The sequence below is a fragment of the Bordetella genomosp. 5 genome (genome assembly GCF_002261315.1).
Taxonomy (GTDB): domain Bacteria; phylum Pseudomonadota; class Gammaproteobacteria; order Burkholderiales; family Burkholderiaceae_B; genus Bordetella.
The window spans coordinates 231,244-254,914 of sequence record NZ_NEVP01000011.1 but is presented as its reverse complement, the minus strand read 5'-3'; the positions used below and the strand labels follow the sequence as shown (position 1 = coordinate 254,914).

Sequence of the window (23,671 nt, the reverse complement as noted above, 5' to 3'; positions counted from 1 at the left end):
CCAAGGAGCACTCATGACAGACAGCAAGTTCGAACCGGTCAAGCCGGAAACCGTGGAACTGGGCCACCGCAACCGTCGCGCCACCCTGGGCGACGAGTATGTGGATCGCTCGATCGCGCGGGCGCGCGACGACGACTTCTTCGCGCCGTTGCAGGAGGCGGTCACGGGCCTGGCCTGGGGCGCCGTGTGGGGCCGGCCCGGCCTGTCCGCCAAGCATCGCAGCCTGGTGACCGTCAGCGTACTGATCGCCACCGGCCGCCGTCACGAGCTCGCCCTGCATCTGAACGGCGCGCTCAACAACGGCTGGACCCGCGAGGAGCTGCAGGAAATCCTGCTGCACGCGGCCTGCTATTGCGGCATGCCGGCGGCCGTCGACGGCTTCCGCGTGGCGAAGGAAGTGCTGGACGAGCGCGCCAAGGCCGGCAAGTAGATCCGGCCGCGCGTCATCACAGGAGACATGAGGAGACATGAAGTGAAAAAAACGATGCAGCAAGGCCAGGCCGCGCGCCACTGGCAACGTATCGGCCTGGCGGCCGCTGGTCTGTTGGCCAGCTTCGCCGTGGCCGCGCAGGACTATCCCGCACGGCCGCTCGCGATGCTGGTGCCGTTCACCGCGGGCGGCGCGACCGATGTGCTGGCCCGCGCCGTGGCCGAGGCGCTGTCCAAAGAGCTCAAGCAGCCCATCGTGGTCGAGAACGTGCCGGGCGCCGGCGGTTCGGTGGGCCAGGCGCGCGCGGCGCGCGCCGCGCCGGATGGCTACACGCTGCTGCTCGGCAACGTGGGCACGCTGGCCGCGAACGCGTCGCTCTATCGCAACCTGCCGTATGACGTGCTGAAGGACTTCACCGCCATCGCTTCGGTCGGCGACGCCCCGCAGGTGCTGTCGGTGCGCGCGGACTTTCCTGCGAAGTCGCTGGACGAGTTCGCGGCCTATGCCAAGACCCATGCCGCCACCATGAATTTCGGCACGGCCGGCGTGGGGTCGGGATCGTTTCTGGGCGGCGTGCTGCTGAACGCCGCGCTGGGCGTCAAGGTGCCGCCGGTGCACTACCGCGGCGCGGCGCAGGCTACCGCCGACGTCATGGCCGGCCACATCGACTACACCATCGAGAGCAGCAGCACGGCGGTGAGCTCGATCTCGTCGAAAAAGGTGAAGGGGCTGGTCATCATGGGCGACAAGCGCGTGGGCGTGTTGCCCGACGTGCCGGCCGCGAGTGAAACCGCCTACCCGGCGCTGAAGTACGACATCTGGAACATGGTGCTCGTGCCCAAGGGCGTGAAGCCCGAGGTGGCCACCCGGCTCAATGCGGCACTGACCAAGGTGTTGACGGATCCCGCGATGCAGGAGCGCTATGCCCAGATGGGCCTGGCCGTGCCGAGCGAGGCGCATCGGTCGCAGGCCGGGTCGGCGAAGTTGCTGGCCGACGAGGTGGCGCGCTGGCGCAAGCTGCTGGCCGACGCCGGGGTCAAGCCCGAAGGATCCTGACCCGATCCGCCTGCACGCGAGCGGCGGGGGCCGCTCGCGATCCGGTCGACTGGCGATCAGTACGTCTTGTAGGGCAGGAACTTGCCGCTCATCAGGATCTGCACGCGATCGCCGTTGGGGTCGGCCTGGCGCTGCAGATCCATCTTGAAGTCGATGGCGCTCATGATGCCATCGCCGAATTCTTCGTGGATGAGGGCCTTGAACGTCGTGCCGTACACGCTGATCAGTTCGTAGAAACGGTAGATCAGCGGGTCGGTGGGCACCGTGGTGGGCAAGGAACCCTTGTAGGGCACCACCTGCAGCTGCACCACGGCGTCGGCGGGCAGATCGAGGATGCGGGCGGCGGCCTGGGCCTGCGCTTCGGTGAGCGTCATCTGGCCGAGCAGCGCGGCGGTGGTCCACTCCTTGCTCTGGCCGACGGCCTCGGCGATGGCGGACCAGCTCAGTTTCTTTTCCAGCTTGCGCGTGACGATCAGTTCGGTCACTTCGTTGCGGGTCATCATGGCGAACTCCTTGGGGTGAGACGGAATAGCAAAACAGCGGGCTTCAGTGCGCGGCCTTGTCGACGAGGAAGTCGACCAGGTGATTGCGGATCTCGTAGTAGCGCGGCTCGTGATGCAGACTGGCGCGCGTGCGGTCGCGCGGCAGATCCACCGTGACCGTGTCCGCGATGCGGGCGTGCGGACCGGCGCTCATGAGCAGAATTCGGTCGGACAGCAGAATCGCCTCGTCCACGTCGTGGGTGATCATGAACACCGTCTGCTGCGTGCTGGACACGATGGCGCGCAGCTCGTCCTGGATGGTGCCGCGGGTGAGCGCGTCCAGCGCGCCGAACGGTTCGTCGAGCAGCAGCATCTTCGGCTGGATGGCGAAGGCGCGGGCAATGCCGACGCGCTGCTTCATGCCGCCGGAGAGTTCGCTCGGCCGCTTGTCGAGCGCGTGCTTCAACCCCACCATCTCGAGGTAGCGCACGCTGTGCTCGCGCACGGCCTCGCGCGATTTTTCGGGCCAGCGCGAGCGCACGCCGAAGGCCACGTTCTCGAGCGCGGTCAGCCACGGAAGGAGTGCGTGCGCCTGGAACACCACGCCGCGGGCCAGCGACGGGCCTGCGATCTCGCGGCCGTCCATGATCACGACGCCGTCGCTGGCCTCGTCGATGCCCGCCAGGATGTTGAGGATGGTGGTCTTGCCGCAGCCGGAATGGCCGATCACGCTGACGAACTCGCCGCGTTCGATGCCGAAGTCGATCTGGTCGAACACGGGCGCCTGCGGCTTGCCGCCGCGGCCCGGGTAGCGCTTGGCGAGACCCTGTACCTGCAGGAAAGAGGTGCTCATGGCGTCATTCCTTGTAGCTCACCAGCCGCGCCACGCGCGCCAGCAGCGTGTCGAGCAGCATGCCCACCAGGCCGATGAACAGAATGGCGCAGATGATGTTGGTGATCGAGAGGTTGTTCCATTCGTTCCACACGAAGTAGCCGATGCCGGTGCTGCCGATCAGCATCTCGGCGGCCACGATCACGAGCCAGGCGATGCCGACCGAGATGCGCATGCCGGTCATGATGGTGGGCGCGGCCGCCGGCAGCACCACCTGCAGCGCCGTGCGCAGACGCGACACTTCCAGCGTGCGCGCCACGTTGAGCCAGTCCTGCCGCACGGCACCCACGCCGAAGGCCGTATTCACCAGCATCGGCCACAGCGAGCAGATGAAGATCACGAAGACGGCGGAGGTGTTGGCGTCTTTGATGGTGTAGAGCGCGAGCGGCATCCAGGCGAGCGGCGAGATCGGCTTGAGCACCTGGATGTAGGGGTCGAACGCGCGATACACCACGGGCGACATGCCGATCAGAAAGCCCAGCGGAATCGCGACCAGCGCGGCCAGCGCGAATCCACTGAGCACCCGTACGATGGAGTGCCCCAGCTGAATGCCGATGCCCTTGTCGTTCGGGCCGCGGTCGTAGAACGGGTCGGCCAGGTGGCGCCAGAGCTGCGCGCCGACCTCGGCCGGCCCGGGGAAGGGCGTCTTGCTGCCGCTCGCGGCCGCATTGCCCACCAGCGCGGCATACGCGGGATCGACATTGGCCGTGCCGGCGACCGGCCGCGTGCTGACGTGCCACACGATCAACAGCAGCACGAGCAATGCGATCGACAGGGCCACGGCCTGCAGGCGGACGCGAGGAGGGACGGCTGCCATCAGGTCCTCCGGATCGGGAAGCTGGCGAGGTATTCGTCGGGCTTGGCCGGATCGAAGGGCTTGCCCATGATCGAGAAGGACTTGCTCGTCTCCGCGGGCGGCGTGAGGCCGGCTTCGCGCATCAGCCGCACCGCGTCGGTGGCCAGGAACACCTCGTTGGCCACCTGCGCATAATCGACGTCGCGCTTGAGCTGGCCCCAGCGTTTCATCTGGGTCAGGATCCAGACCGCGAACGACTGCCACGGCATGGGATCGAAGTCGATGCGCTCGGGGACGTTCAGCACGTTGCCCAGGCCATCGGCAAAGGTGCCGGTGAGCACCTGTTCGACGACGGTTACGGGCTGGTTGAGATAGTTGGGCGTGGCGATCGCCGCGGCGATCTCCTTGCGGTTGGCCGGCTGACGCGCGTAGGCGGTGGCCTCGATGATCGCCTTGAGCAGCGCCTGGTAGGTGTTGGGCATCGTGGTGACGAACTGCCGGCTGGCCGAGAACGCGCAGCACGGATGGCCGTCCCAGATGGCTTTCGACAGGATGTGGATGAAGCCCACGCCGTCATACACGGCGCGCTGGTTCACGGGGTCGGGAGCCAGGAAGCCGTCGATGTTGTCGGCCCGCAGGTTCGCGACCATCTCGGGCGGCGGCACCGACCGGATCTGCACGTCCGTGTCCGGATCGATGCCGTGCTCGGCCAGGTAGTAGCGCAGCAGGTAGTTGTGCATCGAGTAGTCGAACGGCACGGCGAGCCGGAATCCCTTCCAGGACTTCGGATCGCGCTTGTCCTTGTGCTTGACCGACAGCGTGATGGCCTGACCGTTGATGTTCTCGACGGCCGGCATCGTCCACGGGATGGCGCTGCTCGTGCCGACGCCCAGCGAGATCGCCAGCGGCATGGGCGAGAGCATGTGCGCGGCGTCGTACTCGCCGGAGATCGCCTTGTCGCGGATCAGGGCCCAGCCGGCCGTTTTCACGACCTCGACGTCGAGCCCCTGCTTGGCGTAGTAGCCCATGGGGTGCGCCATGATGATGGGCGTGGCGCAGGTGATCGGAATGAAGCCGACCTTCAGTTTCTGCTTTTCGAGCGGGCCCGTGCTCTGGGCGAATGCCTCTTTGGCGGCCGCGAGCGGAAACAGCGAGGCCACGGCCGCCAGCGCGGTGCCCGAGCCGACCGCGCGCAGGAAGCGGCGCCGCAGCATGTCATCGGGAAACAGCGCGCGCATGATGGCGCCTTCGACGGCGCGCTCATGGAGCGCGTCGCCGGCCAGGGCCTGGTCGTGCTCGGCGGCGCTGGCGTGCTGGCCGCAGGCGCAGCTCAGTCGGCTGCGGGCGTCGAACGGATTGCGAAACAGAGACATGAGGAGCTCCGGGCGGTCAGTGGGGTTGGGGGGAGGCGGGGCTGGCCGTGGCGTATTCCACGTCTTCGCGATACAGGTCGTAGGCGCGGCGGTACTCCATTACGCGCGCGATCTCGTCGATCAGCGCTTCGGGGTGGCCGGCGCGGCGCAGCAGATGGAGGCCGAGATCGATGCCGGCCGAAGGCCCGGCGCAGGTGATGAGGCGGCCGCTGTCGACCACGCGGGCGCGGCGGGTGCGGCAGGCCGGGGCGAGCATCTCGAGGCGCGCGAGCGGCGCGCAGCCCAGGTGCGTGGCTTCGAGGCGGTCGGCCTCCTTGCGGCTGGTGGCGCACTGGCCGTCGAGCAGGCCCATGGCCGCGTAGATCCAGGCGCCTTCGCCCGTGGCGGCCAGCAGGCAGCGCTCGGGCAGCGCGGCGATGTAGCGGTGCAGACGGCGGTTGTGGATCTGTTGCCGCGCGCCCGGGCCGCCGGGTATCAACAGGGCGTCGATCGCCGGCGCGTCGCTCATCGCGAGGCCGGGCAGCAGCGTCAGGCCACTGGCGGTGCAGACGGCCTGCAGCGTGTCGCCGATCACGCAGACTTCGATCTCGGGATCGAAGCGGCGCGCGATCGACATCACGCCGTGCGGCGTTGCGTAGTCGAGGATCTCGGCATCGCGATATACATAGATGCCGAGCCGAAAGCCCGCGATTTTCATCCTGCTGCTGCTCCGAGTGGGTAGGCAGGAAGGATGATGCGGCGCGCGGGCGAACGCGCCTATCCCGGATTCAGTGATATGCGTGTAGTGGGCGCACTACGCGGTGCACGCCATGCGCCGCGCCGGTGCGCGAGGGTGTCTCATGCACCCAGCTGGTGCTCGTGGGCATACGAGACCAGCTCCACCAGCGAGCGCACGCGCAGTTTGTCGAAGATGCGCGAGCGGTAGGTGGAGATGGTGTTGGCGGACAGCGAGAGCTGCTCGCCGATCGCCGACACCGACTTGCCCGCCACCAGCAGCTGCAAGACCTGGAATTCGCGATCCGACAGGCTGTCGTGCGCCGCCTGGGCGCCGTCCTGGCGCACGTTGTGCGCAAGCAGTTCCGCGACCTCGGAGGTGATGTAGGGCCGGCCGGCGGCGGCGTTCACCAGCGCGCCGATCAGCGCCTCCGGATCGCAGCCCTTGTTGAGGTAGGCCTGCGCGCCGGCCCGCAGCGCCCGCACCGCGAACTGCGCTTCGGGATAGACCGAGAGCATGACCACGCCGACGCGCGGTTGCTCCGCGCGCACGGTCTTGAGCAGGTCCAGTCCGTCGCGCTCGCCCAGCGCCACGTCGAGCACGATCGCGTCGTAATGGCTGTTGCGCAATGCCCGCAGCGCGGCCGCGCCGTCGGCGGCTTCGTCGGCGCGGGCGATGCGTGGGTCCTCGGCGAGCAGGCGGGCGAGCCCGCGGCGGATGATGAGATGGTCGTCGACGATCAGGATGTGCAGGCTCATGGCGGGATCTCAGTCGTTGGCGTTCGTCAGCGCGGGCACGGGCAGCCCGTCGATCCGCAGGCTGGCGCGGGTGCCCGCGCCGGGCGCGCTGTCCAGAACCAGGTCGGCCCCGATGGCGCGGGCGCGCTCGCGCATGCCCAGAATGCCGAACGAGGTGGCGGCGGGCGTGGTGCTCATGCCCACGCCGTCATCCTCGACGGTGATGTCGAGCACGCCATCGCGCGCCGCGATGATGACGCTGGCGTGACGGGCACGGGCATGGCGCTGCACGTTGGTCAGCAGTTCCTGCACGATCCGGTAGACCTCGATCTCCGCAGCGCGGCCGAGCCGCAGGCGCTCCAGCGCGGGCGGACACAGGTAGCGGCAGACCAGGCCGCTGCGCGTCTGCACGTCTTGCAGCAGGCTCTCGAGCGCGGCCCACAGGCCCAGATGGTCGAGCACGACCGGGCGCAGATCGTTCAGGATCCGGCGCGTCGCGCCCATGGCGCTCGCGGTCACGTCCAGCATGCGGGCGAGATGCTGCTGCAATGCCGGCTCGGGCGGCAGGCGCCGGAGCAGCCAGTTCAGATCGAGCTGGAGCGCGGTGAACGACGCGCCGAGGTCGTCGTGGATGTTGCGGGCGATATGGGCTCGCTCTTCCTCGCGCAGGGTGCTCAGGTGGGCGGTGAGGCGGCGCAGCGTGTCGTGGGCGCGGCTGAGTTCGGCGGTGCGCTCGTCGACGCGGCGTTCGAGCAAGGCATGGGTGGCCTGCAGTTCGCGCTCGATGCGCTTGCGCGCGGAGATGTCCGCGAAGGTCACCACGGCGCCCACCACCTGATCGTTGTCGCGGATGGGATATGACGCGTACTCGGCAGGAAAGCTGCTGCCGTCGCGGCGCCACAGGACCTCGTCATCGACCTGCACGCCTTGCCCTTCACGAAAGGCCTGAAAGATGCGGCAGTCGTGCACCGGCATCAGCCGGGCGTCGGCGTGCGAGTGATGAATGAGGTAGTGCATGTTGCGCCCGATCACTTCGTCGGGCGTGTAGCCGAGCAGCGAGGCGCCCGCGCCGTTGATGAAGATGCACCGCCCGCGCAGGTCGATACCGTAGATGCCGGAGCCGGCCGACTCGAGCAGCATCTCGAGCTGGCGGCGCCATGCCGCGTGGTGCGACAGATGATTCAGGTCGGCGAACATGCGATGCCCCTTGGCGCAATGCCAAGGCAACGCCGGCGGCCGCGGAGGCGTCCGCGGCCAGACCATCCCCTGGCATTGTCTCTATGTCGAGCCCCATCGAACGTGCGGCTTCAGCCGGGCAGTGTAGCGAGGCCCCGAGGGCATGTCAGCGCAGGGTTTGCCCCCAGCGGTGCATTGCCGTTCTTTTCACACTATGAAATTTGCCGCGGCATTCGTGCAATCGTCTGTGTTAATTTTCGCGCCATTCTTGCAAAGCGCTGCAATAATCGTGACGTGGCCGGGTCATCGGGACGCCGGCCGCTCGCCCCGTCGCATCCAGAGGCCCGCCCACTATGAAAAACTTCACCCTGCGCCAGCGTATCGGGACCAGCTTCCTGGTCATTCTCGCGATCATGGCGCTCATGGTTGTCGTGGATTACCGGCGCCTGCTGCACATCGAGGCCGAGGCCGATCTCATCAACCGCGACGCCGTACCCGGCATCTACTACAGCACCTCGGTGCGCGCCGCCTGGTTTGGCGGCTTCGTGCTGGTGCAGGATGCGTACGTGCAGGAAGACGAGGGCGAGCGGCGCGCCGGCCTGGCCGGACTGCCGGCGAGCGACAAGGCGCTCGAAGAACTCTATACGGCGTATGAAAAAACCGTCATGCGCGATGACGACCGCCAGCTCTTCGAAGCCTTCAAGAAGGCGCTCGCCGACTACATGCGCATACGCGCTGCCGTGCTCACGCCGCAGATGCTGGGCAATCCCCAGCAGGCACGCGAGTACATCCGCACCCAGTTGCGCCCGGCCTTCTATGTCGGGCGAGACATCCTCGCGCAGATGGTGGCGGAAAACAAAAAGCAGGCCGACCAGGCGACCCAGGGCATTCAGGACGCCGTGGACAACGCCGAGTTCGGCATGCTGACCTCGCTGGGGCTGGCCATTCTGGCGGCGCTGATCTGCGGCTGGCTGCTGATGCGCGCGATTGCCAACCCGATGCGCACCATCGTGGGCACGCTCGAGACCACGGGCAGTGGCGACCTGTCGCGCCGGCTCAAGCTCGAGCGCAACGATGAATTCGCCATGATCGAGAACGGCTTCAACGGCATGGTCGACGAGCTGACCGGTCTGGTGGGCCGCACCCAGCGTTCGGCCGTGCAGGTCGCGACCTCGGTGACCGAGATCGCCGCCACGTCCAAGCAACAGCAGGCGACCGCCTCGGAAGTGGCCGCCACGACGACCGAGATCGGCGCGACCTCGCGCGAGATTTCCGCCACGTCGCGGGATCTGGTGCGCACCATGACCGAAGTGTCGGGCGCCGCGGAGCAGACCGCCTCGCTGGCCGGCAGCGGCCAGGTCGGCCTGGCGCGCATGGAAGACACCATGCGCAACGTGGTCGATGCCGCGGGCTCGGTCAACACCAAGCTGGCCGTCCTGAACGAGAAGGCCGGCAACATCACGCAGGTGGTCACCACCATCAACAAGGTGGCCGATCAGACCAACCTGCTGTCGCTGAACGCCGCGATCGAGGCCGAGAAGGCGGGCGAGTACGGCCGCGGCTTCGTCGTGGTCGCCACCGAGATTCGCCGTCTGGCCGACCAGACCGCCGTCGCGACCTACGACATCGAGCAGATGGTCCGCGAGATCCAGTCCTCGGTGTCCGCGGGCGTGATGGGCATGGACAAGTTCTCGGAAGAGGTCCGCCGCGGCATGAACGAAATGCAGCAGGTCGGCGACCAGCTCAATCAGATCATCCAGCAGGTCCAGACGCTGGCGCCGCGCGTGCAGATGGTCAACGAGGGCATGCAGGCCCAGGCGACCGGGGCGGAACAGATCAACCAGGCCCTGCAGCAGCTGAGCGACGCCGCGCAGCAGACCGTCGAATCGCTGCGCCAATCGAGCCTGGCCATCGACGATCTCACGCTCGTGGCCAACGACCTGCGCAACGGCGTGTCGCGCTTCAAGGTCTGACGCGTCCACCCGGACCCGCCCGCCATGGCCAGCCTGCCCGCCGCCGCCCCGCCCACCAGCCATATCGGCGGGCGCCGGCTCTATCTGCTGTTTCGTATCGGCCAGGACCGCTATGCGCTCGAGGCGCGCGATCTCGTGACCGTGCGGCCGCTGGTGCAGCTCAAGGGGATCCCGCACGCCCCGGACTACGTGGCGGGGGTGTTCGATCATGAAGGCGTGCCCGTGCCGGTGGTGGACGTGAGCGCGCTGGCCGGTGCCGGCCCCGCGCCCCGTCTGACCAGCACCCGCATGGCGCTGGCGCGCTATCGCCCGGATCCCGGCGGCGCATCGCATGTGCTTGGCCTGATCCTGCCCGGCGCCACCGAAACCGCCCACTTCGACCCCGCGGCCTTCCAGCCCAGCGGCGTCACGCAGGAGCAGGCCCGGTATCTCGGGCCGGTGCTCAACGACGCGCGGGGCATGGTGCAGAAAGTCTATGTGCAGGACCTGCTGACCGACGCGGCGCGGGCCCTGCTGTTCGTCGCCGCAGAGGGTGCGGCATGAATCTGCTGCCGGAGTTCAGCGCGATGCTCAAGCGCGAGATCGGCCTGGACACCGGCTCGGTGGGGCAGGCCGCCATCGAACGCGCGGTGCGGTTGCGGCTGAGCGCCTGCGGCATCCACGACGAGCAGGCCTACCTGCAGCACGTGCAGATTTCCGCGGCCGAGCGCCAACAGTTGATCGAAGCGGTGGTGGTGCCGGAGACCTGGTTCTTCCGCTATCCCGAATCGCTCGTGACGCTCGCGGAGCTCGCGCGCAAGCGCCTGCAGAACTCGGCGGGCGTGGGCCTGGTGCGCGTGCTCAGCATTCCCTGTTCGACCGGCGAAGAACCGTATTCGATCGCCATGGCCTTGCTCGATGTCGGCGTGCCGGCCGATCAGGTCGTGATCGATGCCATCGACATCAGCGAGCGGGCGCTCGAGACCGCACGCAACGGGCGCTACGGCCGCAACTCGTTTCGCGGCGAAGACCTGTCGTTTCGTGACCGGCATTTCGCGGGCGAGGCCGATGGCACGTATGTGCTGGCACCCGCGCCGCGCCGTGGCGTGCGCTTCGTTCAGGGCAATCTGTTCGATGCCGGCCTGCTGCAAGACCAGCTCCCCTACGATTTTGTGTTCTGCCGCAACTTGCTCATTTATTTCGATACTGCCACGCAGGACCGCGCGATCCAGGTGCTCGCGCGCCTGACGCGACCGGAGGGTGTGATGTTCTTCGGTCCGGCCGAGGCCAGCCTGCTGACGGCGCGCGGCTATGCCGCGGTGGCCTCGCCGCGGGTGTTCGCGTTCTATCCCCGCACCCGCGCCGACGGCGCGCATGGCAGTCACGGCGGGCGTCCCGGGTCCGGCATGCAGCCACTCAAGCCCGCGGCTGCCGCTCCGACGTCGTTTGCTCGGCGGGTGGGGGCGGGCGCCGCGGCATCGCCAGCCGCGGCGCGGGCCGCCGTGCCCCGCGCCACGCCGCGCTTCGCGGCGCCGCCCGCCGCCACGGCGGCCACAGCGGCCACGGCGGCCGACGCCGCGCTGGACGAGGTGACGGCGCTGGCCGATCAGGGACGGCTCGAAGACGCGCTGGCAGCCTGCAACCACTATGTGGCCACCCACGGCGGTAGCGCACGCGCGTTTCATCTGAGCGGTCTGTTGCACGACGCGGCCGGACGGCCGCGCGACGCCGAGTCGGCCTATCGCAAGGCGCTTTATCTGGCGCCGCGCCACCGCGAGGCCTTGCTGCATCTTGCGGCGCTGGTCGCGGCCCGCGGCGACGCCGAGGGTGCGCAGCGTCTGCAGGAGCGCGCGCAGCGCGCGGGAGACGGCCATGAATGAGCTTCGCGGCGATCTGCCCGATGTGGACGACTGCTGGAATCGTATCGGGATTCATGGCGATGGCAGCTGCGAGCGATTGCGCGAGCATGTGCATTGCCGCAACTGCGCCGTTTATGCCAGCGCCGCGCGTCAGCTGCTGGACCGCATTCCGGTGCAGACCGCCTCGGCGCAGAGCGTCGCGCCGCTGTCCGCGCCGTTGTGGCACGCGTCCGACGAGCGAGCGCTCGTCGTGCTGGTGTTCCGCGTGGCGCGCGAATGGCTGGCCTTGCCGTCGCGCGCATTGATCGAAGTGGCCGCGCCGCGTCCGATCCACAGCCTGCCGCACCGGCGGGATCGCGCGGTGCTCGGCCTGACCAACGTGCGCGGCACCTTGACCGTGTGCGTGTCGCTGGCCCGTCTGCTGGAACTCGAAGGCGGCGGTGTGCGTGACCGGGCCGAGGCGCGCGTGCTGGTGTTCGGCGGCAAGGATCGCCGGCTGGTGCTGCCGGTGGACGAAGTCTCGGGCATGCATAGCGTGACGGGCGCTGCCCTCGAGGCCCTGCCTAGCACGCTGGCGCAAGCGCCCGTCAAGTTTTCGCGTGGGGTGATACGGGTCGATGGCCGGGCCGTGGGCCTGCTCGACGAATCGCTGCTGAAGCAGGCCCTGGAACGGAGTCTCGCGTGAATCCCGATCAGATGCGCGACGCCTCGCTGCTCGAGCTGTTTCAGCTGGAGACCCGCACGCAGGTGCAGGTGCTCAACCACGGTCTGCTGGCCCTCGAACAGGATCCGGTATCGGCCCAGCATCTCGAGGACTGCATGCGGGCCGCGCATTCGCTCAAGGGCGCGGCACGCATCGTCGATCTCGATCCGGCCGTGCGCATCGCGCACGCCATGGAAGACTGCCTGGTCGCGGCCCAACAGGGGCGGCTGCGGCTCGCGGCCTCGGATATCGACGCGCTGCTGGCCGGCGCCGACCTGCTGCAACGCGTGGCCGAGCCCGGCGCCCAGCTGGACGCCGAGATCGATGCGCTGGTGGCGCGCCTGAGCGCGCAGCCTCCCGCCGTCCCCGCGCCGCCGGTGTTCCGGCCGACCGCGCCGGCGATGATGCCGCCGGCCGCCGATCCGGTCGGCTCGCCCGCCCTGTCGCATCCCGCCTCCGTGCCCATGCCCATGCCAGCGGCCGCGCCCGCCGCGCCGTCGACCGCGCCGCCCGAGTCCGCCACCGCGCTGCCGAGCCGCCGCAGCGGGGATCAGAGCGAGCGCGTCGAACGCAATGCGGATGGCGAGCGCGTGTTGCGCGTGACCGCCGACACGCTCAATCAATTGCTGGGGCTGTCGAGCCAGACGCTGGTCGAATCGCACTGGATGGCGCCGTTCTCGGCGTCGATGCTGCGGCTCAAGCGGCTGCAGGCGCAAGCGGGCCGCGCGCTGGACGTGGTGCGCGCGGAAGGCGAAGGCGCGCTGGCGCAGGCCGCCTTGCAGGACGCGACGCGCCTGCTGCAACAGTGCCAGCAGGAGCTGACCTCGCGTCTGAGCGAGGTCGACGATTTCGGCTGGCGCATGTCGCACCTGGCGCAGCGCCTCTACGACACCGCGCTGGCCTGCCGCATGCGGCCATTCGGCGATGGTCTGGGTGGCATGCCGCGCATGGTGCGCGATCTGGGGCGCTCGCTGGGCAAGCAGGTGCGCCTGGAGATCCGCGGCGAAGCCACCGAAGTCGATCGCGACATCATGGAGAAGCTCGACGCTCCGCTCATGCAGCTGCTGCGCAACGCGGTCGACCACGGTATCGAGGATGCCGCCACGCGCGCGGCGGCGGGCAAGCCCGCCGAGGGCGTGGTGACGCTGTCGGCGCGCCATAGCGCCGGCATGCTGCTGATCGAACTGGCGGACGACGGCGGAGGCATCGACCTCGACCGGCTGCGGCGCGAGGTGGTGGAACGCAAGCTCACCACCACCGAGACGGCGGAGCGCCTGAGCGAAGCCGAGCTGCTCGAATTCCTTTTCCTGTCCGGTTTCTCGACCCGGTCGGCCGTGACGGAGATCTCGGGACGCGGCGTGGGTCTGGATGTCGTCCAGACCATGGTTCGCAAGCTGCGCGGCACCGTGCGGGTGCACCAGACGCTCGGGCAGGGCACGCGCTTCGTGCTCGAGATGCCGCTGTCGCTGTCGGTGGTGCGCAGCCTGCTGGTCGAGGTGGGCGGCGAGATCTACGCATTCCCGCTGGCGTACGTGGCGCACGCGCTGCAGGTGCCGGTCGCCGACATCGAGCAGCTCGAGGGGCATCCGCATTTCCGCTTCCAGAACCGCCAGATCGGCCTGGTTTCGGCACGGCAGTTGCTGCGCTACGATGGGGAGGCCGCGTCCCGCGACGAGGTGGCGGTGGTGGTGCTGGGCGACCATGACCAGTTCTACGGCGTGGCGGTCGACCGGTACATCGGCGAGCGAACTCTGGTGGTGCAGCCCCTCGATCCGCGCCTGGGCAAGGTGCAGGACGTGCTGGCAGGCTCGCTGATGGACGACGGCACGCCCTTGTTGATTCTCGACGTCGAGGATCTGCTGCATTCGGTGCAGAAGCTGATCGACGGCGGCGGGGTGGGCCGGGTCGAACACCGGGCCCAGGAACGGGTCGCGTCGCGACGCAAGCGCGTGCTGGTGGTCGACGACTCATTGACGGTGCGTGAGTTGGAGCGCAAGCTGCTGCTCAACCGAGGTTACGATGTGGCGGTCGCGGTCGACGGCATGGATGGCTGGAACATGCTGCGTGCCGAGCCGTTCGATCTGGTAGTAACCGATGTCGACATGCCGCGCATGGATGGCATCGAGCTGGTCTCGCGGATCAAGGCGGATCCGCAGTTGCAGGTTTTGCCGGTGATGGTGGTTTCTTACAAAGATCGCGAGGAGGATCGGCGCCGCGGGCTGGATGCGGGTGCTGATTACTACCTGGCGAAGGGCAGCTTCCATGACGACGCCCTTCTGGACGCCGTCGCAGACCTGATCGGGAATCCTGGATCGTGAGAATAGCGATCGTCAATGATATGCCGCTGGCCGTCGAGACCTTGCGGCGCGCGTTGTCGCTGGAACCGGACTTCACCGTCGCCTGGGTGGCCACCGATGGCGCGCAGGCCGTGGCGCATTGCGCCCACGACCGGCCCGACGTGATCCTGATGGATCTCATCATGCCCGAGATGGGCGGGGCGGAGGCCACGCGCCGCATCATGGCCGACTCGCCCTGCGCCATCGTCATCGTCACCTCCGACATGACGCGCAACACGGCGGGCGTGTTCGAGGCGATGGGCCACGGTGCACTCGACGCCGTCGATACGCCGGTGCTGGGTGGCGCCGACCCGCGTGCCGCGGCCCAGCCGCTGCTGCGCAAGATCCGCAATATCGGCTGGCTGATCGGGCGTTACGGCAAGACCCGACCCACGCTGGCGCCGGTCACGGCCAGCGCGTCGTCGCCGGGGTCGCAGCGCATGGTGGTCATCGGCGCCTCGGCCGGCGGGCCGCCGAGCCTGGCCAAGCTGCTGTCCGCGCTGCCGGTCAACTTTCCGGCGGCTGTCGTGCTGGTGCAGCATGTGGATGCCATATTCGCGGCCGGCATGGCGAGCTGGCTCAACGACCAGGTGGCGCTGCCGGTGCGGCTGGCGGCGCACGGCGAGATGCCGGCACCGGGCGAAGTGCTGCTGGCCGGCACCGACGATCACCTCGTGATGCAGGAGGATGGTAGGCTCGCCTATACCCGCGAGCCCCGCGAGAGCCTGTACCGGCCGTCGATCGATGTGTTTTTCCACAGCGTGGCGCGCCATTGGCGAGGCTCGGTCGTGGGCGTGCTGCTTACCGGAATGGGGCAGGACGGCGCCCAGGGACTGAAGGCCTTGCGCGATCGCGGCTGTCTCACCATCGCGCAGGATCAGGCCACCAGCGCGGTGTATGGCATGCCCAAGGCCGCGGCGGCGCTGGGCGCAGCCAAGGAAATCAAGCCGCTGGAGACGATCGCGCCGAGACTGGTGCAGGCGTTTGCCTGACGCGCGTCGTCATCATGACATCAAGGAACTCAAACTATGTACCCTCCTAACGACGATCGGCCAGAGCAGGCGGTTGTGCAACCGCATGCCGCGATGGTGTTGTTGGTGGATGACCAGGTCATGGTGGGCGAGGCAATCCGGCGTGCGCTGGCGTCCGAGCCCAATGTCGACTTTCATTACTGCTCCGATCCGCACGAAGCGCTGCAGGTCGCGATTCAGACGCGCCCCACCGTGATCCTGCAGGATCTGGTGCTGCCGGGCGTCGATGGCCTGACGCTGGTGCAGGCGTACCGGTCGCATCCCGTCACGCGCGATATCCCGATCATCGTGCTCTCGACGAAAGAGGATCCCGAAATCAAGAGCGCGGCCTTCAGTGCCGGCGCCAACGATTATCTGGTCAAGCTGCCCGACACGATCGAGCTGGTCGCGCGCCTGCGCTATCACTCGCGCTCGTACCTGGCGATGGTCCAGCGCGACGAGGCCTATCAGGCCTTGCGGCAGAGCCAGCAGCAACTGCTCGAAAGCAATATGGAGCTGCGCCGCCTGACCAACTCCGACGGCCTGACCGGCCTGGGCAATCGGCGCTATCTCGATGAGTATCTGGGCGCCGAGTGGGCGCGGGCGGCGCGCGACGGGCGCGAGATCAGTCTGCTCATGATCGACGTCGATCATTTCAAGGCCTACAACGATATCTACGGGCACATTGCCGGCGACGAGGCGCTAAAGCGCGTGGCCGGCACCATCTTCGCCTGCTGCGATCGTTCCACCGACCTGGCCGCGCGCTTCGGCGGCGAGGAGTTCGCGATGGTGCTGCCCGGCAAATCCTCGGGCGCCACCCGCCTGATCGCCGAAAAGCTGCGGCGGGCGGTCGAGGCCATGCAGATCCCGCACGCGGGCGGCAGCGGCCAGTGGCTCACCATCAGCGTCGGCGCGGCCACGCTCTCGCCCAACGGCGAGCGCCCGAGCACCGAGCTGATCCAGGTGGCCGATCGCGGGCTCTATCAGGCCAAGCGCCAGGGCCGCAACCGGGTCGTCGGCGGCGAGCCCGGGGCGGGCGACGGCCTCGAGCCGGGCGCGGCAGACCCCCCGCCGCGCCACTGACATTGCCGTCACCCCCAACGCCGCGCCTGTCGCGGCGTTTTTCATGGCGCGCGCGGATGCGGCAGCGGCCAGATACAAATCGCCGAAATATTGCGTTATGTCGACAAAATGGCGCGTTGTTGCAAGTTTGCGCTTAGTGGGCGAGCGGGCGCGGGTGTAAACTCTCGTAAATTCTAAGTGGAATTGTCACAATTTGTGGGCATGCTGACAGCGCCCGGACGCGCCGCCGTCCGACTGAGCTGGACTTGCGCGCTTCCTCACTATTTACCCCGCAGCCACGGCCATGGACCAAGAAGATTACCTGGTGACGACGCCTCTCGAGATCGCGCACCTGATGCTCACCATTTTGCAACGCCAGAGTCTGGTGTTCGTTCATGTTCCGGGCCGCCCGATCAACAGTGTGACCTCGATCCTGGCCGTTGACGCGCAGCGCGGCACCCTGGTGCTCGACGCCGCCCAGGAACACGCGATCAACGAACGCATCGCCGCCGGCGATCGCGTGTCGTTCGAGACCGCACTCGACAATATCCGCGTGGCCTTCTCCGGCCGCAACGTGCGGGTAGGCGAGTACGAGGGCCGTCCGGCCCTGATCATGCCCCTGCCGGAATCGGTCTCGCGCATGCAGCGCCGCGACTCCTTCCGCATCGAAGTGCCGGTGCTCAAGCCCGCCACCTGGTCCATGTCGGGCCGCCGCCTGACGCTGTCGCTCAAGGACATCAGCTCCACGGGTCTGGCGCTGGTCGACGACGCGCAGGAGCTCGACGTCACGCCCGGCGGAGATTTCGAGGGCGTCCTGAGCCTGCCCGACATCGGCGCTTTCGCCATCACGCTGCGCGTGGTCCATCACAACGATCACGAGGCCAGCCGCGGCAAGACCCTGCGCCGCGTCGGCTGCTCGTATGTGAATCTCGAGGCCCCCACGCGCATCCGCATCCAGGCCTACGTCAACAACCTGCAGCGCGAGCAGATCGCGCGCCAGCGCGGCAATTGAGCCCGCGGCGCGCCGGTGAGCGCGCCGCTCCCTTCTAATGCAACGGCACCCCCGGCAGTGACGCGCGTGGCGTCACGAGCTCGGGGTCCGCGATCATGGCCATCACGTCACAGGGCTCGAACGGCACCTTGAACCGATGGGACAGCAGCGCCATGGCCTGGGCGGTGGCGGTGATATCCAGCGCCTCCAGCGCCAGCAGATAACCCGCCAGCTCCGCGTCCGTGGCGGCGAGATCCAGCAGCTTCAGAACATTTTCCTTGCTCATGGTGATCTCCTGCTCGAAGACCCGCCTGGCCCAGGAAACGCGCAGCGCGCGTTCGTGGCGGCACCGGGCGGGTGAAGAATCCCGTCGGGGGCCGGGGGCTCAGCGGTAGGCCCGGCGCAGGGCCGCGCGCGCCAGCAGGCGCGTGGAGTCCAGCGTGGGCATGCCGCAATTCGTATCGTCCAGAACCAGGGGCAGCTCGGTGCACGCGAGCGCGATGCCGTCGCAGCCATCGAGCCGGAACTGCGCGGCGATCTTGCACAGCCGGTCGATCGACGAGGAGCGCTGCACGCCCTTGACCAGCTCGTCCATGATGATCCGGTCGATCGTCGCGCGCGTGTCGGCATCGGGGCGCACGCATTGCAGTCCGCGTGCGGACAGCGCGGTCGGGTACACCTCGCTTTCGGTGAGCCAGCGGGTGCCCATCACGGCGACCCGCCGCAGCCCTTGCTGCGCGGCGTGGCGCGCCACTTCGTCGGCGATATGCAGCCACGGCAGCGGCGAACGCGCCTCGATATGGGGCAGTGCCTGATGGATGGTGTTGTCGGGGCAGATCAGAAACTCGGCCCCGGCTTCTGCGAGGTGATGCGCCGACGAGAGCATCAGCGCGCCGAGTCCGTCGATATCGTCGGCCTGCAGGCGTTGCACGTAATCGGCGAGCGAGTGGCCGTGCAGCAGGATGTCGGGGTGAGCATAGGGCCGGCCCGCCAGACCCGGGGCCTCGGCGCACAGCGTGCGATAGCAGAGTGCGGCCCCTTCGGCGGAACAAGCGACGATACCGATACGCAAAGGCATGGGAATCTCCGGCGAGCGGGCGCTGCTCGCGCCCTGACCTCCACTATAGGGCACCTTGGCCGGATTGGCGCATGTTTGACCTCGATCAAGGCCCGGGCCGGGGCGCGTAACTACTATGGTTCTGCCGCGGCTTTTCCCCGAACCGGTCGCGGCAATTCGCAATAGGAACCTCGAGTTGGCCCCGGGCTTCGCGCCCGGGGCACTTTTTTTTGGGCTGACGCAGTGCGGGGCAGGGCCCGCTGCCGCGCCGGGGGCGCCCGGCGCACGAACGCCCGGCCGCCCGGGTGCCGTCGTGCGCGGGGTTACGGCGCGGGCGTGGCCGGCATCGACTCGATCACCTGACGCACGAGCGCCTGGTGACCTTGCGCGTTATCGGCGCGCGACACGATCTGCACCACCGCCAGCTTGGGCCCGGAGCCCGCCAGCAGACTGGTCGAGACGATGGGCGCGCCGTTCATGGTGCTGGTCGCGTCGATCTGCCGCAGGCCCAGGCCTTTGCTCACGAGCGACTTCTCGCCCGTCTTCTTGTAGTCGGCGGAGATCTGTTTCTGCTGCTCCATGAAGCCCACGGCCGCGCCGGTCAGGAAGGCCGCATCGTTATCGGATGTCTCGACGCCGCTCATGGTGGGCGTCTCGCTGACGACGATGACCTGGCGCGACTCCTGCTGCACGTAGAGCTTGCCTTCGGCCCCGGCGGTGCCGTTCTGCGCGGTGCCGGCGGGCAGGTCGCTGGCCGTGAAGGACTGCGGCAATTTGAAGTTCAGCTTGCCGCCGAGCGCGCTCACCTGCTGCAGTTGAGCGGGGGCGGCCGGCGTAGCGACGCCCGGCGCAGGGGCGGCCGGTTTGGCGGCCTCTGGCTTGGCGGTTTCCGGTTTCGCCGTGCCCGGCGTAGTGACGCCCGGCGCAGGGGCGGCCGGCGCTGCGGTGCCCGGCGCTGCGGCGACCGGGTCGGCGGCGTGGGCCGCTTGCAGGCCCAGCGCGCCCAAGGCGAGGCTGAGGGCGGCGGCTGTCGTTTTGGCGGTACGGAATGACATGCGCGAGGCTCCTACAGTGAAAGTCGGTAGGGCCATCCTACAGACCGGCCGACCATCATGTCAGGCCAGGCGCTTTCCGATTGCAGGAATGCTTTACGAGTTATGGCTGCGGGTGCGGCGCCGCATGCCGCCGCACCCCGGTGTCGTCAGGGCACCAGCGACAGGCCGATACGGAATTGCGATTCGTTGCGCTGGTTGTAGCCCAGCAGCGTTTCGCCATAGCCGTTGAAATACTGCAGATGCAGATAGCCGTTCATGTTGAGGAACGTGCGCTTGAGCGGCCAGTTGAAATCGAGTTGCGTGGTGCGGCGCTTCGCGTCGCCCTGGCGGTACATGGCCGACACGACGGCGCCGCCGTCCTGCTCCCAACGCAGCTTCCAGTCGACGTGGCCGGCGTAGTCGGAGTAGTCGCGGTTTTCGCTGGCGACGCCGAAGTAGCTTTTCACCCGCGGCGCGAACGACAGTGTGCTGCCGCTATCGAACCGATAGAACAGCGCCGGTTCGATATAAGCGTCGTTCACCGAGCGCGAATCCTCGCCGTCCTTGCCGTTTGAACGATGTTCGACGCCGGTGTTCATGCCCACGCGCCAGTTCTGGCTCTGCGAGGTCCAGAGGCTGTTGTTGAGCCAGAACACGCTCGGGTTGAACGTGGTGTCGATGAAGGGCATCGAGTCGCCCTGCAGGTCCCACAGCGAGGTCTGGGTATAGCCGAGATAGAAGTTCTCGCCCCAGGTGGCCGGGCGGTCGCCCGCGGGGCTGAACAGACGGTATTTGGCGCTGAGCTGGAAGCGCGCCGTGGTCTGGTCGCGCGTGCCGATCGAGAAGTACATCGGCTGGTACTCGGACAGCGCCGAGCGGAAGTTGTCGAAGGCCGAGCTCGGCGTGCCGGTGCGGGCTTCGACGCGGGCGACCTGCACCGGCGACGGACCCTGATCGGGCTGGGCGCCGGCCGCCGTCACGACCGCGGGCGGCACGGGCTCGCCGGTGGCGGGTTCGGTGACCGGCACGGCGGCGGGCGCGGCCGCGACCGCGGCACCGGCATGGACGGCGCCGGTCGTGTCCAGCGCCATCATGGCGCTTTCGCCCTCGATCGACACCGCCTGCAGGCCGGATGCCTCGGCGGGCACCTCGGCGGTCCAGGCCAGACGCGCGAAGTTGTTGACCGGCACGCTGAGCGGCGTGGTCTCTCCCTGCAACTTGGCCAGCGTCCGGACGGTCTTGCCGTCCGCGCCGCGCCATTGCAGCACCAGCTGCGCGGGCGGCTGCCAGCGCGAGCGGGCGTCGCCATCGTTGAAATAGACGGCCTCGACGCGCACGGTATCGCCGGGCGCGGCGGCGGGGCGGTCGAGACGGTAGGAAACACCGGCCTGGGCCGCAAAGGCGGCGAACAGGGGTGCGGCTGCGCCGAGCACGAGCAGGGCGGGGTGCGCGGCGCGGGAGCGGCGCACGGGACGAGACTGGACCATGAGTCAGGGGGAGGGATAACGATGACGAGGCACTGTAGCACTCGGCACGCAACGCACCGCTACCGCTTGTAAGAAGCGTCTCGAAACCACATCACCGGAGCGGCGGCGCCGCTCCGGCCTTGCCGTTTATTCGCCGAACTTGATGCCCTGGGCCAGCGGCAGCGCGCGCGAATAGTTGATGGTGTTGGTGGCGCGCCGCATGTAGTTCTTCCAGGCATCGGAGCCCGACTCGCGGCCGCCGCCCGTTTCTTTTTCGCCGCCGAACGCGCCGCCGATCTCGGCGCCCGAGGTGCCGATGTTGACGTTGGCGATGCCGCAGTCGGAGCCGGACGCGGACAGGAAGGTCTCGGCCTCGCGCAGGTCGTTCGTGAAGATCGCCGACGACAGGCCCTGCGGCACGTCGTTCTGCAGCGCGAGCGCCTCGTTGAAATCGGTGTAGCGCAGCACGTACAGGATGGGCGCGAAGGTCTCGTGGCGCACCACATCGGTCTGGCCGGGCATTTCCGCGATGGCGGGGCGCACGTACCAGGCCTGGGGATAGCTGTCGGCCAGCAGACGTTCGCCGCCCGTCACCGTGCCGCCCTGTTCGCGCGCGGCCTTGAGGGCATCCTGCATGGCATCGAACGCGCTCTGGTCGATCAGCGGCCCGACCAGCGTGGACGGCTCGAGCGGGCTGCCCACGGTGGCGCTGGCATAGGCGCGCTTGAGCTTGGCGAGCAGTGCGTCCGCCACGTCTGCGTGCACGATGAGGCGGCGCGTGGTGGTGCAGCGCTGACCGGCGGTGCCGATGGCGCCGAACACGATGCCGCGCGCGGCCATGTCGAGGTCGGCGCTGGGGCCCACGATGATGGCGTTGTTGCCGCCGAGTTCGAGCAGGACGCGGCCGAAGCGCTGCGCCACGCGCGGGCCCACCTGGCGGCCCATGCGGGTGGAGCCCGTGGCCGACACGAGCGCCACGTCATGCGAATCGACCAGGGCTTCGCCCAGCGCGCGGCCGCCGATCAGGACCTCGGAGAGCCCCGCGGGCGCATCGCCGAATTGCTGCGCCACGCGCTGGAACAGCGCCTGGCAGGCCAGCGCGGTCAGCGGCGTTTTTTCGGAAGGCTTCCAGACGACGGCATTGCCGCACACCAGGGCCAGCGCCGTATTCCAGGACCACACGGCAACCGGGAAGTTGAACGCGCTGATGACGCCGACCACGCCCAGCGGATGCCAGGTTTCCATCATGCGATGGCCCGGGCGCTCGGACGCGATGGTGAGGCCATAGAGCTGGCGCGACAGGCCGACCGCGAAATCGCAGATGTCGATCATCTCCTGCACTTCGCCTTCGCCCTCGGCCAGGATCTTGCCGGCCTCGAGCGCGACCAGGCGGCCGAGCGCCGATTTGTGCGCGCGCAGCGTCTCGCCGTACAGGCGCACCAGTTCGCCGCGGCGCGGCGCCGGCACGTCGCGCCAGGCGTGGCTCGCGTGGCGGGCACGCGTGATGGCGGCGTGCGCCTGGGCCACCGTGTGTTCCGGGACCTGCGCCAGGATGGCGCCATCGATGGGACTGCGCGCGGGCAGGCTGCCATTCGACAGGGCGGCCGGGTCCAGGCCGAGTTCGCGCAACAGCGCCGTAAGCGTTTCCATGGCCATTCCTCGTGTTGGGGTGAGCGGATTCAGGGTAAAGCCTAAGTCGTTTTTCGGAGAAAAAATTTACTATACGAAACTCCGGCGTCAAATGCGAAATCTTTTTCGCGCATCGTCCGCCGGGGTTTTGGAGAGGTCTACCGATGTCCCAGCCGCTGGTGCAGGTGCAGTCCGTAAGCAAGACCTACGCGCGTCCCGGCCAGGCGCCGCATGCCGCGCTGACCGAGGTCGATTGCGAACTGGATCGCGGCGAGGTGCTGGTCGTGATCGGACCCTCCGGCTCGGGCAAGAGCACGCTGCTGCGCACGCTCAACGCGCTCGAGTCGATCGATTCGGGTTCGATCCGCATCGACGGCGTGTCGCTCACCGACCCGTCCACCGACCTCAATCGCTGGCGCACCGACGTGGGCATGGTGTTCCAGCACTTCAATCTGTTCCAGCATCGCACCGCGCTCGACAACATCGTGCTGCCGCAACGCGTGGTGCGGGGCCACGGCGCCACCGAGGCACGCGAGCGCGCCCAGGCGCTGCTCGAGCGCGTCGGCATCGGCGAGCTGGGCGATCGCTATCCCAGCCAGCTTTCGGGCGGCCAGCAGCAGCGCGTGGCGATCGCGCGCGCGCTGGCCATGCAACCCAAGGTCATGCTGTTCGACGAGGCCACCTCGGCGCTCGATCCCGAAACCGTCGGCGGCATTCTCGCGTTGATGCGCGAGCTGGCCCACGAGGGCATGACGATGGCCGTCGTCACGCATGAGATGGGCTTCGCGCGCGACGTGGCCGACGAAATCATGTTCATGGACGCCGGCCGGGTGCTCGAGCGCGCCACGCCCACCGACTTCTTCAGCCAGCCGCGCCATCCGCGCACCCGCGCGTTTCTCGACCAGATTCTTTGAA

Annotated in this window: 23 protein-coding genes; 11 read left to right on the top strand and 12 right to left on the bottom strand. The window is 68.3% G+C overall.

The features are described from left to right. The first annotated feature begins 13 nt into the window (after window positions 1-13). Together CAL25_RS18320 and CAL25_RS18315 are read left to right on the top strand one after the other, a co-directional pair. A complete protein-coding gene (locus CAL25_RS18320; RefSeq protein ID WP_094802592.1) occupies window positions 14-430 on the top strand; it encodes a carboxymuconolactone decarboxylase family protein in 417 nt (138 codons plus the stop codon). 42 nt (window positions 431-472) lie between these two features. After that, window positions 473-1,486, top strand: coding sequence for a Bug family tripartite tricarboxylate transporter substrate binding protein (locus CAL25_RS18315; RefSeq protein WP_249279142.1), 1,014 nt, complete (start codon window positions 473-475; stop codon window positions 1,484-1,486). A 56-nt stretch (window positions 1,487-1,542) separates the two neighbouring features. Here the strand turns inward: CAL25_RS18315 and cynS are convergent, their stop codons facing one another. The 7 genes from cynS to CAL25_RS18280 form a co-directional block, all read right to left on the bottom strand. Further along, window positions 1,543-1,986: a cyanase gene (gene cynS, locus CAL25_RS18310; RefSeq protein ID WP_094803275.1), complete on the bottom strand. Its 444-nt coding sequence runs from the start codon at window positions 1,984-1,986 to the stop codon at window positions 1,543-1,545. Window positions 1,987-2,032: 46 nt separating this feature from the next. Continuing rightward, a complete protein-coding gene (locus CAL25_RS18305) occupies window positions 2,033-2,821 on the bottom strand; it encodes an ABC transporter ATP-binding protein (protein WP_094802588.1) in 789 nt (262 codons plus the stop codon). A gap of 4 nt (window positions 2,822-2,825) precedes the next feature. Continuing rightward, window positions 2,826-3,677, bottom strand: a complete 852-nt coding sequence (gene ntrB / locus CAL25_RS18300) for a nitrate ABC transporter permease (RefSeq protein WP_094802586.1) — start codon at window positions 3,675-3,677, stop codon at window positions 2,826-2,828. After that, a complete protein-coding gene (locus CAL25_RS18295; RefSeq protein ID WP_094802584.1) occupies window positions 3,677-5,029 on the bottom strand; it encodes a CmpA/NrtA family ABC transporter substrate-binding protein in 1,353 nt (450 codons plus the stop codon). The genes ntrB and CAL25_RS18295 overlap by 1 nt, the downstream gene beginning before the upstream one ends. Window positions 5,030-5,045: 16 nt before the next feature. Next, entirely contained in the window at window positions 5,046-5,726 is a 681-nt protein-coding gene (locus CAL25_RS18290; RefSeq protein ID WP_094802582.1) for a DJ-1/PfpI family protein, read from the bottom strand. A 140-nt stretch (window positions 5,727-5,866) separates the two neighbouring features. Further along, the gene (locus tag CAL25_RS18285) at window positions 5,867-6,502 is read right to left on the bottom strand and encodes a response regulator (protein WP_094802580.1); all 636 of its coding nucleotides are present in this window, start codon (window positions 6,500-6,502) and stop codon (window positions 5,867-5,869) included. A gap of 9 nt (window positions 6,503-6,511) precedes the next feature. After that, window positions 6,512-7,678: a PAS domain-containing sensor histidine kinase gene (locus tag CAL25_RS18280; RefSeq protein ID WP_094802578.1), complete on the bottom strand. Its 1,167-nt coding sequence runs from the start codon at window positions 7,676-7,678 to the stop codon at window positions 6,512-6,514. Window positions 7,679-8,010: 332 nt separating this feature from the next. Between CAL25_RS18280 and CAL25_RS18275 the strand changes: the two genes are divergently transcribed. The 8 genes from CAL25_RS18275 (at window position 8,011) to CAL25_RS18240 (ending at window position 17,591) form a co-directional block, all read left to right on the top strand. Beyond that, window positions 8,011-9,630: a methyl-accepting chemotaxis protein gene (locus CAL25_RS18275; RefSeq protein ID WP_094802576.1), complete on the top strand. Its 1,620-nt coding sequence runs from the start codon at window positions 8,011-8,013 to the stop codon at window positions 9,628-9,630. A gap of 24 nt (window positions 9,631-9,654) precedes the next feature. After that, on the top strand, window positions 9,655-10,173 hold the full coding sequence (locus tag CAL25_RS18270; RefSeq protein WP_094802574.1) for a chemotaxis protein CheW: 519 nt from the start codon (window positions 9,655-9,657) through the stop codon (window positions 10,171-10,173). After that, window positions 10,170-11,489, top strand: coding sequence for a CheR family methyltransferase (locus CAL25_RS18265; protein ID WP_094802572.1), 1,320 nt, complete (start codon window positions 10,170-10,172; stop codon window positions 11,487-11,489). The genes CAL25_RS18270 and CAL25_RS18265 overlap by 4 nt, the downstream gene beginning before the upstream one ends. Beyond that, entirely contained in the window at window positions 11,482-12,153 is a 672-nt protein-coding gene (locus CAL25_RS18260) for a chemotaxis protein CheW (protein WP_094802570.1), read from the top strand. The genes CAL25_RS18265 and CAL25_RS18260 overlap by 8 nt, the downstream gene beginning before the upstream one ends. Further along, complete coding sequence (locus tag CAL25_RS18255) at window positions 12,150-14,489, top strand: hybrid sensor histidine kinase/response regulator (protein ID WP_094802568.1); 2,340 nt, start codon at window positions 12,150-12,152, stop codon at window positions 14,487-14,489. Before CAL25_RS18260 ends, CAL25_RS18255 begins: the two co-directional genes overlap by 4 nt. Continuing rightward, complete coding sequence (locus CAL25_RS18250; protein WP_094802566.1) at window positions 14,486-15,499, top strand: chemotaxis response regulator protein-glutamate methylesterase; 1,014 nt, start codon at window positions 14,486-14,488, stop codon at window positions 15,497-15,499. Before CAL25_RS18255 ends, CAL25_RS18250 begins: the two co-directional genes overlap by 4 nt. Before the next feature lie 36 nt (window positions 15,500-15,535). Beyond that, window positions 15,536-16,600, top strand: a complete 1,065-nt coding sequence (locus CAL25_RS18245; protein ID WP_094802564.1) for a response regulator — start codon at window positions 15,536-15,538, stop codon at window positions 16,598-16,600. A gap of 283 nt (window positions 16,601-16,883) precedes the next feature. Continuing rightward, complete coding sequence (locus CAL25_RS18240) at window positions 16,884-17,591, top strand: flagellar brake protein (RefSeq protein WP_094802562.1); 708 nt, start codon at window positions 16,884-16,886, stop codon at window positions 17,589-17,591. A 34-nt stretch (window positions 17,592-17,625) separates the two neighbouring features. Here the strand turns inward: CAL25_RS18240 and CAL25_RS18235 are convergent, their stop codons facing one another. The 5 genes from CAL25_RS18235 to amaB form a co-directional block, all read right to left on the bottom strand. Continuing rightward, window positions 17,626-17,856: a hypothetical protein gene (locus CAL25_RS18235; RefSeq protein WP_094802560.1), complete on the bottom strand. Its 231-nt coding sequence runs from the start codon at window positions 17,854-17,856 to the stop codon at window positions 17,626-17,628. 99 nt (window positions 17,857-17,955) lie between these two features. After that, window positions 17,956-18,648 carry an aspartate/glutamate racemase family protein gene (locus CAL25_RS18230; protein ID WP_094802558.1) on the bottom strand — a complete coding sequence of 231 codons (693 nt, stop codon included), beginning with the start codon at window positions 18,646-18,648 and terminating at the stop codon, window positions 17,956-17,958. A 302-nt stretch (window positions 18,649-18,950) separates the two neighbouring features. After that, window positions 18,951-19,682 (bottom strand): hypothetical protein, encoded by a 732-nt coding sequence (locus CAL25_RS18225; RefSeq protein ID WP_094802556.1) that lies wholly within the window; start codon window positions 19,680-19,682, stop codon window positions 18,951-18,953. Window positions 19,683-19,828: 146 nt separating this feature from the next. Further along, window positions 19,829-21,148 (bottom strand): phospholipase A, encoded by a 1,320-nt coding sequence (locus tag CAL25_RS18220; RefSeq protein WP_094802554.1) that lies wholly within the window; start codon window positions 21,146-21,148, stop codon window positions 19,829-19,831. Between the two features lie 126 nt (window positions 21,149-21,274). Further along, complete coding sequence (gene amaB, locus CAL25_RS18215; protein ID WP_094802552.1) at window positions 21,275-22,777, bottom strand: L-piperidine-6-carboxylate dehydrogenase; 1,503 nt, start codon at window positions 22,775-22,777, stop codon at window positions 21,275-21,277. Between the two features lie 143 nt (window positions 22,778-22,920). On the opposite strand from amaB, the gene CAL25_RS18210 reads away from it, so the two are divergent. Then, window positions 22,921-23,670, top strand: a complete 750-nt coding sequence (locus tag CAL25_RS18210) for an amino acid ABC transporter ATP-binding protein (protein ID WP_094802550.1) — start codon at window positions 22,921-22,923, stop codon at window positions 23,668-23,670. Window position 23,671: the final 1 nt, after the last annotated feature.